Source organism: Rhizobium sp. NFR07 (genome assembly GCF_900111905.1).
GTDB lineage: Bacteria > Pseudomonadota > Alphaproteobacteria > Rhizobiales > Rhizobiaceae > Neorhizobium.
This window is the reverse complement of record NZ_FOKM01000003.1, coordinates 147,772-160,504: the sequence shown is the minus strand read 5'-3', so window position 1 is coordinate 160,504 and position 12,733 is coordinate 147,772. Positions and strand designations below refer to the sequence as shown.

At 62.5% G+C, this 12,733-nt stretch carries 14 protein-coding genes; 8 read left to right on the top strand and 6 right to left on the bottom strand.

Features of this window, described 5'->3' with window-relative positions; translation table 11 throughout:
* Positions 1-78: 78 nt before the first annotated feature.
* Positions 79-1,785: a thiamine pyrophosphate-binding protein gene (locus tag BM216_RS07695; RefSeq protein ID WP_280141672.1), complete on the top strand. Its 1,707-nt coding sequence runs from the start codon at positions 79-81 to the stop codon at positions 1,783-1,785.
* A gap of 18 nt (positions 1,786-1,803) precedes the next feature.
* Here the strand turns inward: BM216_RS07695 and BM216_RS07690 are convergent, their stop codons facing one another.
* Positions 1,804-2,541 carry a DUF3750 domain-containing protein gene (locus BM216_RS07690; RefSeq protein WP_092997466.1) on the bottom strand — a complete coding sequence of 246 codons (738 nt, stop codon included), beginning with the start codon at positions 2,539-2,541 and terminating at the stop codon, positions 1,804-1,806.
* Positions 2,542-2,631: 90 nt separating this feature from the next.
* Here BM216_RS07690 and BM216_RS07685 point away from each other — a divergent pair, with 90 nt between their 5' ends.
* Both BM216_RS07685 and BM216_RS07680 read left to right on the top strand, forming a co-directional pair.
* Positions 2,632-3,639 (top strand): asparaginase, encoded by a 1,008-nt coding sequence (locus tag BM216_RS07685; protein ID WP_092997463.1) that lies wholly within the window; start codon positions 2,632-2,634, stop codon positions 3,637-3,639.
* Positions 3,640-3,714: 75 nt separating this feature from the next.
* Positions 3,715-4,338 (top strand): glutathione S-transferase family protein, encoded by a 624-nt coding sequence (locus BM216_RS07680; protein WP_092998456.1) that lies wholly within the window; start codon positions 3,715-3,717, stop codon positions 4,336-4,338.
* A 4-nt stretch (positions 4,339-4,342) separates the two neighbouring features.
* Here BM216_RS07680 and BM216_RS07675 read toward each other — a convergent pair whose 3' ends face one another.
* Positions 4,343-4,549 (bottom strand): hypothetical protein, encoded by a 207-nt coding sequence (locus BM216_RS07675; RefSeq protein ID WP_092997460.1) that lies wholly within the window; start codon positions 4,547-4,549, stop codon positions 4,343-4,345.
* Between the two features lie 103 nt (positions 4,550-4,652).
* Here BM216_RS07675 and BM216_RS07670 point away from each other — a divergent pair, with 103 nt between their 5' ends.
* Entirely contained in the window at positions 4,653-5,558 is a 906-nt protein-coding gene (locus BM216_RS07670; RefSeq protein ID WP_092997457.1) for a LysR substrate-binding domain-containing protein, read from the top strand.
* On the opposite strand, the gene BM216_RS07665 is transcribed toward BM216_RS07670, so the two are convergent.
* On the bottom strand, positions 5,548-6,069 hold the full coding sequence (locus BM216_RS07665; RefSeq protein ID WP_092997454.1) for a hypothetical protein: 522 nt from the start codon (positions 6,067-6,069) through the stop codon (positions 5,548-5,550). The genes BM216_RS07670 and BM216_RS07665 overlap by 11 nt on opposite strands.
* 26 nt (positions 6,070-6,095) lie before the next feature.
* A complete protein-coding gene (locus BM216_RS07660; protein ID WP_092997451.1) occupies positions 6,096-6,743 on the bottom strand; it encodes a glutathione S-transferase family protein in 648 nt (215 codons plus the stop codon).
* A gap of 130 nt (positions 6,744-6,873) precedes the next feature.
* On the opposite strand from BM216_RS07660, the gene BM216_RS07655 reads away from it, so the two are divergent.
* Both BM216_RS07655 and BM216_RS07650 read left to right on the top strand, forming a co-directional pair.
* Positions 6,874-7,161 (top strand): ribbon-helix-helix domain-containing protein, encoded by a 288-nt coding sequence (locus BM216_RS07655; RefSeq protein WP_092997448.1) that lies wholly within the window; start codon positions 6,874-6,876, stop codon positions 7,159-7,161.
* Positions 7,158-7,475, top strand: a complete 318-nt coding sequence (locus BM216_RS07650) for a type II toxin-antitoxin system RelE/ParE family toxin (RefSeq protein ID WP_092997445.1) — start codon at positions 7,158-7,160, stop codon at positions 7,473-7,475. The genes BM216_RS07655 and BM216_RS07650 overlap by 4 nt, the downstream gene beginning before the upstream one ends.
* Here the strand turns inward: BM216_RS07650 and BM216_RS07645 are convergent.
* On the bottom strand, positions 7,472-8,845 hold the full coding sequence (locus BM216_RS07645; protein ID WP_092997442.1) for a TIGR03808 family TAT-translocated repetitive protein: 1,374 nt from the start codon (positions 8,843-8,845) through the stop codon (positions 7,472-7,474). The genes BM216_RS07650 and BM216_RS07645 overlap by 4 nt on opposite strands.
* 164 nt (positions 8,846-9,009) lie before the next feature.
* On the opposite strand from BM216_RS07645, the gene BM216_RS07640 reads away from it, so the two are divergent.
* Positions 9,010-10,542 carry a diguanylate cyclase domain-containing protein gene (locus BM216_RS07640; protein ID WP_092997439.1) on the top strand — a complete coding sequence of 511 codons (1,533 nt, stop codon included), beginning with the start codon at positions 9,010-9,012 and terminating at the stop codon, positions 10,540-10,542.
* A 6-nt stretch (positions 10,543-10,548) separates the two neighbouring features.
* Here the strand turns inward: BM216_RS07640 and BM216_RS07635 are convergent, their stop codons facing one another.
* On the bottom strand, positions 10,549-11,079 hold the full coding sequence (locus BM216_RS07635) for a MarR family winged helix-turn-helix transcriptional regulator (RefSeq protein ID WP_092997436.1): 531 nt from the start codon (positions 11,077-11,079) through the stop codon (positions 10,549-10,551).
* A 115-nt stretch (positions 11,080-11,194) separates the two neighbouring features.
* Between BM216_RS07635 and BM216_RS07630 the strand changes: the two genes are divergently transcribed.
* A complete protein-coding gene (locus BM216_RS07630) occupies positions 11,195-12,727 on the top strand; it encodes an MDR family MFS transporter (RefSeq protein WP_092998454.1) in 1,533 nt (510 codons plus the stop codon).
* Positions 12,728-12,733 lie beyond the last annotated feature (6 nt).

The following is a 12,733-nucleotide window of genomic DNA, read 5'->3' as shown; positions in this document are numbered from 1 at the left end:
GTTTTCAACTTAGGCGGAAAATAGATGGTCTTCGCAATCCGCTGCCGCAACCGTTAGCTTAGATTGACGCCCTGTTGAGTGAGGATTTCTTTCATTTCTTTGCGGGAGGCAGTTTTGCTGCACATTGCGACAAAATCCGGAGCGGATCTCATGGCCGAGGTCCTCCATAAGGAGGGCGTTCAATACGTCTTTGGCAATCCGGGTACGACCGAGATGCCCTTGATACATGCGCTGCGCCACCATCCGGACATTCAGTATATTTTGGGCCTGCAGGAGGCGTCTGTTGTTGCCATGGCCGATGGTTATGCCCAGGCAAGCGGAAAGCCGGGCTTCGTCAATCTCCACACGGCGGGCGGGCTCGGTCATGCGATGGGCGCGCTGCTCCACTCCCGCATTGCCAGAACGCCCATGGTGGTGACCGCGGGGCAACAGGATACTCGCCATAGCTTTGCCGACCCGCTTCTCTACGCAGATAGCGTTAGGATAGCCGAGCCTGCGGTCAAATGGGCACGCGAGGTTCTGCATCCCGACCATGTTCCAGCCCTTGTCCGCCGCGCCCTGCAGGACGCCATGGCGCCGACACGTGGCCCGGTCTTCCTGTCGTTGCCGATCGATGTGCTGAACGCGACCGCGACGGTCGGCACCGGTTCAGGTTCCGTGATCAACAGGCAGGCGGTTGCCGGAGGGCTCGACGCACTGGCCGCCGCCCTGGCCGCGGCCAAACCCGGCCGGCTGGTCATCATGGCCGGCGAGGAGGTGGGGAGCAGCGAGGCGAGCGCCGAAGTGGTGCAGCTTGCCGAGGTGCTGGGTGCCAAGGTGCATGGCCCATCCTGGCCCGGATCTATGCCTTTCCCGGCGACGCATCCGCTCTGGTGCGGGAATCTTCCCTCAAGCGCCGCCGCGATGCGATCCCAGCTTGTCGAGGTGGATGCAGTCTTCGTCGTCGGGGAAAACCCGTTCATCTCCTACCCCTATAGCGAGGGAGGGGCGCTGCCCGAGGGCTGCAGGCTGTTCCAGCTTACCCAGGATGCCATCGAGGCCGGCCGAACCTATGCGGCGGAGATTGCCTGCATCGGTCATCTCAAGGCGTCCCTGGGGCAGCTTCTCAAGGCGCTTTGTCATCGGATTGCCGAAAGTCAGCGCGCCGCCGCCGCGGTCCAGGATATCGCGGCCACGGCCCGTGGTTTCCGCCTGAGCAATCTGGAAGCGAGGTTTCAGAACGAGAGGTGGCAAACGCCGATCACGCCCTTCGTGGCGGCCGGGGAGGCCCTGCGCGCGCTGGGTGACCATGTTGCCGTGGTCGACGAGGCGCCGGCAACCATGCATCACGTCCGGGCCTTTCTGGAGCGGGCGTCGGTTCGTCGGTATTTCTTCATGCGCAGCGCCATCCTGGGATGGGGCCTGCCTGCAGCCGTCGGCGTTTCGCTGGGGCTTGATCGCGCGCCGGTCGTGGCGCTGCTCGGAGATGGTTCGGCACTATTTTCCCCACAGGGCCTCTGGACCGCGGCGAAGCTGAAACTCCCGGTCACCTTCGTCATCATGAACAACGCGGAATATAATATCGTCAAACGATACGCGGTCGCGCAAGGGTATGAGAAGGACGGCAACTCGATCCTTCCAGGCATGGAGATCACCGATCCACCGGTCGACTTTCAGGCGCTTGCAACCGGCTTCGGCCTGCAGGCCCGGCGCGCCACCAGTGTCGACCAGATCGAGCCGATGATCCGCCACGCCGTCGCGTCCGGCGAACCCAGCCTCGTCGAAATCGTCATCGGCACCGATTGAGCGACTTGAAGGAGAGGATCAGACCCCGATCCGGCCGAGTGCCGGAACCTTGATGCCGGGCTGCGCGAAGTCGAGCCCGGCGACGAGGCCGAGGAAATGCACTTCGATACCGCTGCGCTGGCCGACGGAAAATCCGACAAGGCCACGAACCGTCACATGAAGGTCGCGCCAGTCATCGTCGAGATGGACGAATTCGCCGTTCGGCAGGTAGTCGCGCCCCACGGCATGGGGCGGCAGAACGGCGCCGAGTTCCGGCACCGTTCTGAGCACATAGGCGACGAAGGTGTTGGAGTTCGGCCCGGGCCAGATCGTGTAGCCGCCGGGTTCGGCATAAGGGTAGGCGGCAATCGCGCCCTCCACCTTCGGGATCAACAGTTCCGCCTTCGCACCGCGGATTTCTGCCACCATCTGCGGCATGTTCGAATACCAGTAGGCATCGGCCTCCCGGTGGTTGCGGCGGATCGGGGACCCCCATCCCACCTTGTCGTAACGGGTATAGGCGGAGGCGCCTTTTTCTTTCGTTACGATCCAGGCATGGCTGGCGACGGATCCCTTCAATCCCCCGGTCATGGCCGAGAAAATGTAGATCGCCGCGTCGTTGCTTTCATCGGCTCTCGGCAGAATGCCGGCAGACGTCCAGCGTGCCTCGCTCCAGCGCGAAGGATGTTCGCCCATTGCCCACAACCCGGCCGAGGCGAAGGTCGGCAGCAGGTAGACGACAAAAATGACGATCAGCAATCGCTTTACCGATTTCATAAGTATTTCCCGTGCAAGTCTGAGGCGAACAAGCTAAGAGGCTGCCACCGTTTCTTCTTGTCATTCAAGCCAGCAAAGCCAGGACTGACCATGCAAAATCCCGTTACCGTAGAAGTGACCCGCGGCAATCTCGTCGAAAGCCGCCACAGGGGATTGGGCGTGGTGGTCGATGGCAGCGGAAAGACCGTGTTTTCCTTCGGCGATGCCGATGCGGCCGTCTTCCCGCGTTCCTCCTGCAAGGCGATGCAGGCCCTGCCGCTGATCGAAAGCGGTGCAGCGGACGCTTACGGCTTCGGCAATGCCGAACTCGCCTTCGCCTGCGCCTCCCATTCCGGCGAGGACCGTCACGCGGAAATGGCGACCTCGATGCTGGCCAAGGCAGGCCGCGACGTTTCGGCGCTGGAATGCGGCTCCCACTGGGCCTTCGAACAACAGTCGCTGATTCATCAGGCGCGCACGATGGATGCGCCGACGCAACTCCACAACAACTGCTCCGGCAAGCATGCCGGCTTCGTCTGTACCTGCGTTCATTCCGATGCGCCAGTCGCCGGCTATGTCGAATACGACCATCCGCTGCAGCGGGAAATCCGCGATGTCATGCAGAGCCTGACGGGCGCCGTGCTTAGCGCCGACAATTGCGGCACCGACGGCTGCTCGATCCCGACCTATGCCGTGCCGCTCAAGGGCCTTGCTCACGGCTTTGCCAAGATGCTGACGGGCGAGGGCCTGTCTGCATCGCGTGCAAAAGCCTCGCGCCGCCTGATCGATGCCTGCATGGCCGAACCCTTCTACGTTGCCGGTACCGGCCGCGCCTGCACCACATTGATGGAACTCGCACCCGGCAAGATTTTTGCCAAGACCGGCGCCGAAGGCGTCTTCGTCGCGCTTCTGCCGGAGCAGGGCCTTTCGATGGCCGTAAAGTGCGAGGACGGCACGACCCGCGCCGCCGAGGCGATGATCTTCGCCCTGATCGCCCGCTATTTCGAAAAGGGCGGCGAGATCGAGACGAAGCTGATGGGCATGGCCAACCGCCAGATGAAGAACTGGAACGGCCGCCACGTCGGCGACGTAAGGGTCACCGACGCGATGTTCGCCTGATCGGGGAGATCGGCATCGCCCGTGCTGGTCAGCGGCTCATGCCGTGATATGACTCGGGAAACACGGAGGATGCCGATGAACACGCTCTATTTTTCGCCGGGAAGCTGCGCGCTGGCGAGCCACATCACGCTGGCCGAATCCGGCCTGCCCTATGAGGTGAAGAAGCTGAACTTCGCCGAGAAGGAGCAGCAGGGAGAAGCCTATCTGGCGATCAATCCCAAAGGTCGCGTGCCGGCACTGGTGACGGAAAGCGGTGTCGTTACCGAAACCGTCGCCATCCTCGCCTACATCGCCCAGATGGCGCCGGAGGCGAAGCTGGCGCCGCTTCACGATCCCTATCTGTTTGCGAAGATGCAGGCTTTCAACGCCTATATGGCCTCGACCGTGCATGTCGCCCATGCCCATGGAAGGCGTGGCTATCGCTGGGCCGATCAGGAGACGTCCTTTGATGACATGAAGAACAAGCTGCCGCAGGTGATGACCGAGTGCTTTCGCCTGATCGAGGACGGCATGCTGGAAGGTCCCTATGTGCTCGGCGAGCACTATTCGACCGCCGATCCCTATCTCTTCCTGATTTCCGGCTGGCTGAAAAGCGACCGCGTGGAGATCGCGGATTTTCCCCGCGTGCACGCTCATTACCGCATGATGCTGGAGCGCCCGGCCGTGCAGAAGGCGCTGGCCGAAGAAAAGTCGGCTTGAAGGTTCAGGCGCAGCGCGCGAGCGGCAGCGTTTCGTGCATCTCGCTCTCTGTTGTCAGGGGCAGGCCGGGCAGGGGCAGGTCTGCAAGCTCGCGCAGATTCATGGCACATATGTCCGGGTGATCGAACGCATCCGGGGCGGGACGGTCCGTAGCCAGGAGCAGATCCATAATCCGCGTCCGTAAATTGAAGAAAATCTTGAGGGAGTTCATCTCTAGCACCTCACAAATGCTGGTTTCATTTGCAGGGTGAATATGGAGATGAGGCGCGGTCCATACAATCGACATTCTCAGGTGCTCGGTATAGGTTTTCTATATGAGTAATCTGAACCTCGTTCATCTCAACGGCCTCAGGGCGCTGGAAGCGGTTGCCCGTCTCGGCTCGCTACAGGCGGCAGCCGATGAACTTGGCGTCTCGATCGGCGCCGTCAGCCAGCAGGTCATCAAGGCGGAAGCGCAACTCGGCCATCCCGTCTTCCAGCGGCTATCCAAAGGCATGGTAGCGCTCGAGGGCGCCCGTCCGATGCTGGCGCGCCTGACGGACGGTTTCCGCAGTCTCTCGGAAGCGGTAGCGATCGGCCGGCCGCGCGACGAAAAACTGCTGACCATCTCCGTTGCCCCGGTCTTTGCCGCCCGCTTCCTCGTCCATCGGCTCGATCGTTTCACGGCGCTCCATCCCGACATTCGCCTCCGCATCGACGCGACGACGGCGCTGGCCGATTTCGTCGCCGACGGCGTCGATCTCGGCATCCGCGTCGGTGCGGGCAAATGGCCGGGTGTGGACGCCGAACTGCTTCTGCCGCAGCTGGTCTTCCCCGTCTGCACGCCGGCGCTCGCCAAGCGGCTGAAGGAGCCGGCTGACGTTCTTGCTATGCCGACGATCGTCGACGGCCGGGCGCTCTTCTCATGGGATGTGTGGCTCCGCGCCGCCGGACTGGAAGGTCGGCAGATGGAGGTGCGCCACGTGTTCAATGAGGCGTCGCTCTGCCTGGATGCGGTCATCGCAGGGGAGGGCGTGATGCTGGCCTTTCAGACACTCGCCGCCTATGCGATGAAGGAGGGCAAGCTTGTAGAGCCGTTTGCAATCCGGGCCGCGACGGGAGCCGGTCATTATTTCGTCACGCCGGAGGGGATGCGACAGCCTCCGAAGGTGAAGGCCTTCCATGCCTGGCTGACGGGCGAGCTTGCCGAACTGCAGCCTGCGCCGGCCATCAAAGCTTAGGTCGCAGCTCCTCGATCATCGCGTCTAGATTGTTCGGCGTGACCTTCCAGCGATCCGGATCGTCGTATTCGAAATCCGCATTGACCCTGTTGTTGCGCCGGTTGAACTGGAAGAGCATCTTGATGATACCGTTATGGATCGGCGCGGGCTCGACGATCTTGCCGTCGCGCAGCCTCATCAGCCATTGCCGATAGACTTCGGCGGGCTCTCTCAATAGCCGCGGACGGATGGAGATTGCCTCGAAGTCGCCGGACGCGTCATAGGCATAGCCATAGGTTTCGTTGAGTTCGCCGTCGTCATCGAAACCGAGCAGGAGGCTGAGCTCGTCCCAATCGCTTTCGATATCGTCGGCCTCGATGATCGCCCGGGCGATCTCACCCATATATTCCATCGATTTGTCGGCCGCGGCCTGCCGATCCGCTGCCGCGGCTTTCGGGGCCGCGGCCGTGGGAACGGCCGGGCCGCCGAGCCCGAATACGGAGAGGAAAGCAGCAAAGATAGAACGTGCCATCAAGCCTCTCCGTCTTGCGATCCCGCTCACGCCGGTTCGGCGTTGCGCTTGGCCCACATGGCGCGATAGGCTGGACGGCTGGTGCAGGTCTCGTACCATGCCTTCAGTGCCGGGCGGCTGTCGAACAGGGCGTCATGGCCGCGCGCATAGCGCAGGATTTCGGCAACGTTGATATCGGCTGCGGTAAAGCGGTCGCCGACCATGTAGTGGGTCGTCGTCAGATGCTTTTCCAGAACGTCGCAGGGCCGTTTCAGCAGGCGGGCGGCAACCCCGATCTCGGCCTCTCCTTCGGCGGTATCGGCCTTGGTGGACTGGATCTTGAGCGCCGGGGTCTCCACGCTGGTCGCGGCAAACAGCGACCACTGCACCATCAGCGCCTCTTCCGCGATATCCTTCGGTCCGAGATCGCCACCATATTTGCGGGCGAGGTAGAGGCAGATCGCCAGCGACTCATGCAGCACGAAGCCATCATCGTCCATCGACGGGATCGAGCCCATCGGATTTACCGCGAGGAATTCTGCCGACAGCGTGTTCACCGGCGCACCGTCCGCCATCGGATCGTCGAGCCGATAGGCCTGCATGATCGGCACATGCTCGAACGGCAGGCCGATTTCCTCGACAAGCCAGAGCGGCCGTGTCGCGCGCGAACGATAAACCCCGTAGATCTTCAGCATCAATGTCTCCCTCGTGATGTGCGCGCGAAGCTAAAGCGGTTCCATGACGAACGGAAGATCATTGCGCGTTGGACGTCCATGAAAGTTTTCGATAGGATTTAATCGTGTCGAATGACCAGAGGAGATAGCCATGCGCACCACCCAATCCCTCAGCATCACGCTTCCGATCGAAATGGCGGAGATGGTCAAGGCCAAGGTCGCCTCGGGCGAATACGCTTCCGAAAGCGAGGTCATCCGCGACGGCCTGCGCACGCTGATCGCCCGCGATGCGGCGATCGAGAGATGGCTGGTGGAGGAAGTCGGTCCCACATACGACGAGATGAAAGCGCACCCCGAGCGCCTCCTTTCGGTCGAGGAAGTCGACCGGCGGCTTGATGCACGGCTGGCTCAATTGCTTCAGGCCGAAGGGCGGCGATGAACTACGAGGTCGTCTTTTCGCCTCGAGCCATAACGGACCTGGACGACCTGTTCGTCTATCTCGCAGCAGAAATGGGTGCGTCCGCTGCGCGTGGATATATCGGCAAGATTCGAAAATACTGCGTCGGCTTCGGGACATTTCCCAATCGCGGGATGCAGCGCGACGATATCCGCCCCGGTATCAGGCTTGTCGGATATCGATACAGGGCAACGATTGCCTTCGCTATAGAAAGACGCACAGTTACTATTCTCCGAATCTACCACAAAGGTCGGGACGTCGATCCCGACGACTACACCTCCGACGCGAAAAACTAGCTCACCCGGTTGCCCTCGATCGTCAGATGCGGAAAGCCGTCCGCGCCGCCCTTGGCGAGGTCACCGGTCGCAGCGTCGTTCCAGCGATAACCGATGATCGCGCCGCGCTGCACCGACTGGAAGATGTTGTTGGCGATGACCGTGCTTACGGCGCCGTCTGCCACCGAGACGGCACAGCCGGTGCCGGCCTGCCGTACGATGTTGCCGGTCGCCGTCACATTGCGCAGATACGGGCCGAAACCGAGAGCCAGGCCCCAGAACGGCGCGTTCTCGATGACATTGCCGGTGACCGCCGTATCGGCTTCGACGCTGATGCCGACGCCGAAGATTGCGCCGTCGAGAACATAGGGACCGACGAGGCGCAGGTTGCGCACCATGTTGCCGGAAACGGTGGCCAGCCGCCCACCCTCGTTGAAGTTGACGACCGAGATGCCGTTCGCGGCGCCATCGACGATATTGCCGGAGATCATCGCGCCCTCGAAGGCGAATTCGGCATAGATTGCCGTCTCGCCGGACGAGGTGCAGTGGTTGTCGGCGATCATCACGTTCGACGCGCTGTTGGCGCGGATCGCGGAAAAGGCGGCGTCGGAGATATGGTTGCCGGAAACGATCACGTTGTCGGCGCGGAACAGGTTGATAGCATTGCCGTATTGGCCTGTACCGCCATTGGTCGAGGCGATCCGCGAAACCCGGTTGCCGGTCACGATGGTGCCGTCCTTGCCCTTCTCCCAGCGGTGGACGAGGATGCCGCCATTGCCGCAGTCGGAAACGCTGTTGCCGGTGATCGAGAGATCGGCGCTCTGGACTGCATAAAGTCCGTAGTCGCTCGCCTCCGTAATGCGGTTGCGCTCCACGCGACCGCCGCATCTCTCGAGGCTCAACCCGGTGCCATTGGCATTCGTGATCGCGCAGTTTTCGATGAAAAGCTCCGAGACGCCGCTCAGGCGGACCAGCGCCGGCGCATCGCCGGTCAGCGGCCGGTTGCCGCCGTCGATGACGATGTCGGAGAGTTCAATCCTGCGTGCAGATTCCGCCCGCAGCATGGAGCCCTCGCCGGAATAGACGAGACGGGAGGCCCCGGCGATGCCGGTGATCCGGCAGCCGTCGGGCAGGTCGAGATTGGAGACCGAATAATTGCCGGGCGGCAGGAAGACGGGCAGGTTCTGCCGGGCGGCATCCTGCAGCAGGCGTATGAGCTTGCGCTGCGACGCGGCACCTCCCTCCGGCGTCACGCCATGGGCGCGGGCGTCCAGCGCACCGCGCAGGTTCGCGCCACCGACCGCCGGAGACTGCGCCATGGCCATAGACGGAAGTGCTGCAAGCGAAGCCGTTGCCGTCAATCCCGCCAGCAACTCGCGTTTCGAAATCATCCAGGCCCCGTGGCGCTTGTTAATCGGACGTTATTCATGGCCGGATCTGTGACCGACCTGCGTCGATATTGTTTGCCCAAGCGGGTAAAAACTTTGTCATCATCCAAATCTGGCACATTCTTTGAGTCGCGACGTTTACTCTATTCATTTTCGAGGAGGGAATAATGGCAGGCTTGGCATCGCAGACTATGATCTCGGATGTTTCGACAAAGCTGCGCAGGAACGCGGCAGCTCAGTCACCCGAGGCGCTCCGCGATCCGCTGCAGATTATCTCTCTCCAGGATGGCGCTCGTCTCGACGAGGACCTCGATCAGGCGCTGAACGATCTGCCCGCGCTCGGGCTTCTCGACCAACTGTCCGACTATGTGTCGGTAAGGGACAGGGAAGGGCGCTATGTTTTCTGCAACCAGGTGGTCTGCCGCGCCACCGGTGCCGACGACGGCGCCGAACTGACCGGCAAGACCGATTTCGATTTCATCGAAGAGAAAATCGCACTGCGTCTATCCACGCTGGAAAAGCGCGTGCTCGCAACGGGCGTCGCGGTGGAAAAGCACGAGGAAAAATGCGTGCTGGCAACAGGCCGCACGCTCTGGCTTTCCATCTCCAAGACGCCGCTGCGCAACGATCTCGGCGAGATCATCGGTGTGGTCGAGGTCTCGCGGGACATAACCGAGCGCAAGCGGCAGGAGGATCTGCGTCACGGCCACGCTCGGCTTTTGGAAATGATCGCCCGCGGACAGCCCATCGATGTCGTCCTGAAAGCACTGATCAAGCTTGCCGAGAACCAGCTTGATGATGTCAGGGGCGCGATCATGCTGACGGACGAAAGCGGCAAGCGTCTCACCTCGGGTGCCGCCCCAAGCCTTCCGGCGGCTTATGCGAGGCTGATCGACGGTCTGGAGGTTGGCGCCTCCCGCGGCTCCTGCGGCACGGCCGCCTGGCGCCGCGAGCCGGTGATCGTCAAGGACGTCAACAGCGACCCTCTCTGGGAAGATTTCCGCGAGCTCGGTCCGCTTTTCGGTTTCCGCTCCTGCTGGTCGACGCCGATCATCGGCGCGGAGGCACGGGTACTCGGCACGTTCGCCCTTTATGCAGCCTGCGTGCGCGAGCCCACGGCGCTAGAACTGGAACTGATGACCATGGCGACGGACCTCGCCGGTATCGCGATCGAGCGCGATCTCAGCGAACGCCGCATCCGTCACATGGCCCACCATGATGCCCTCACTGGGCTGCCGAACCGCGCTCTGTTCTGGAGCCAGTTCGGCGATGCGCTGAAGCAGGCGAAGCGCGAAGCACGCCGGCTGACCGTCGCCTATCTCGACCTCGACAATTTCAAGGATATCAACGACACGTTCGGTCACGCGGCCGGCGACGAGGTGTTGAAGACGGTGGCCGCGCGCATGGCCAGATATGCGCGTGCCAGCGATCTTCTCGTCCGGCTCGGCGGCGACGAATTCGCCGTCGTCTTCGATGACACGGACGACCGGAATGCCGCCCTTGACCGTCTTGACGCCCTGAAGGACCTGATCACCAGGCCGATCGCTTTGCAGGGGCGCGATATCACCGCGAATTGCAGCATGGGCATCGCCTTCTTCCCGGTCGATGGCGATGCGCCGGACGAGCTTCTGGCAAGCGCCGACCATGCGATGTACCGCGACAAGGAAGTCGGTCGTGGCGGGCAGGGTCCGGCTAGATAAGCAATGTCAGGATGCGTTGGCGAGGGCGGGCTGCTGCGGCGTCTTCTCATTCGCATAAGCGCTCTCGAAGCGCCCGACGAATTTCTCGAACAGTACGGAGAACGCCCGCAGTTCGTCTTCCGGCCAGTCCTCCAGCAGCGATGCAAGCAGCCGGCGCTTCGTCGCGTGGATTTCGGCGAGAAGCTTGTCGCCCAGTTCCGTCCGCACGACGATCGAGCGGCGGCCGTCGATCTGGGATGCGTCGCGACGCAGGATGCCCTGCGCCACCAGCTCCGCCACCAGCCGGCTGCCGCGCGATGGATCAAGCCGCATCGCATCCGCAATTGCGCCGACCGTCACCTCTCCATCGATCCGCCGCATCGCGTCGAGCGCATCGAGATGCGAGATTTCCAGGCTGGGCGCGATCTTGTCGATAACCGTGCGGCTGATCACGCGCCGGCCGATCATCATGCGCATGCGGCCCATCACGTCACTGATATGGGCGATATCGGCGGCCGCGGAGGAGGCCGGTTCTGTCAGGGTGGTCTGCTTCATCATGGCGCAAGAATACCAGAGAGAAATGTCCTCGCAATAGATATCTGCCTTTCACATGAAAGTGCGATTGACATTTATGTGCGAAAAGCACATGAATTGGCGGAAGCTTGGATCCGCCATGACCCCCACCCATATCGCCCCTCCGCTTGTTGCCGACCATCGGCAGCGTTTCATCGTCTTCTGCTTTCTGATGGCGGCGCTGTTCATGGCGACGCTCGACAACCAGATTGTCTCCACAGCGCTGCCGACCATTGTCGGCGAGTTCGGCCAGATGGAGCGGTTCGGCTGGGTCACGTCCGCATTCCTGCTGGCCACCAGCGCGGTCATGCCGATCTACGGCAAGCTCGGAGATCTCTTCGGCCGCAAATACGTCATGCTGGCCGCGGTCGTCATCTTCACGCTCGGTTCGCTCGCCTGCGGTTTCGCCTGGTCGATGGACAGCCTCATTGCGGCGCGCGTCTTCCAGGGGCTTGGCGGCGGCGGCATCATGGTCTCGATCTTCTCGATCAATGCCGATCTCTTCGAACCGCGCGAGCGGGCAAAGTACCAGAGCTATTCCAGCCTTATGATCATGGCGTCCGGCAGCGTCGGCCCTCTGCTCGGCGGCACGATGAGCGACCTGTTCGGCTGGCGCTCCATCTTCCTCATCAACCTGCCGCTCGGCGTCATCGTCATCGCCGGCCTCATCATGATGCTGCCCTATCGTCGCCCGACCCGTCGGCCGAAGATCGATTATCTGGGCGCCGCCGTGCTGGCCGCAACGATTACCTGCCTCGTCGCCTTCGCCGACAGCCGTCAGATCTTCGGCTCGCTGGTCGCACCTGCCTCACTCGCCATGCTGGCGGTCGGCATCGCCTGTGCAGCCCTTTGGGTCTTCGTCGAAAGCCGCGTGCCGGAACCCATCGTGCCGCTAAAGCTCTTCCGCGACAGTACTTTCTCGCTTTACCTCATCATCTCGCTCTGCTCCGGCGCGGTCGGCATTGGCCTGGTGAACTACTACGCGCTCTTCCTGCAGACGACGACGGGCCTGTCTCCGTCGCTTGCCGGCCTTTTCTTCATCGCGCTGACAGGCGGCATCGTCACCGGTTCGCTGTCGGCCGGCCGGCTGATTTCCATCACCGGACGCTACAAGCCCTTCACCATCATCGGCCTGTCGATGAGCTGCATCATGCTTTTCTGCTTTTCCCGCACCGGGCACGATGTCTCGCTCGCGGTCGTCGCGGTGATCATGTTCCTCCAGGGCATGTCCGTCGGCATCGGCCAGCAGGCGCCGATCATCGGCGTGCAGAACTCGGCCCCACGGGCTGACATCGGCGCTGCGACCGGTGCCGTGACGCTGATGCGCATGGGTGGCGCGTCGATCGCCATCTCACTCTTCGGCGCGATTATCGGAACCGGCCTGAAGGCATCCTCCGTGCCGATCCCCGGCCTGCCGGATGTCGAGGCGCTGACGCCCAAGATCCTTGCGGGTCTGCCCGAGGCTTCGCGCCAGGCCGTCGCCGCGATCTATCACGATGCCTTCTCGCCGCTTTTCCTGACGGCTGCCGGCATCACGGTGATCGGCCTGATCGCTGCCCTTTGCCTCAAGCCGATCCGTCTCCCGATGGCGCAGGCCGCTCCTGCACCGAAGGAAGAAAAGGCCGCAGCCTAGGCTCTC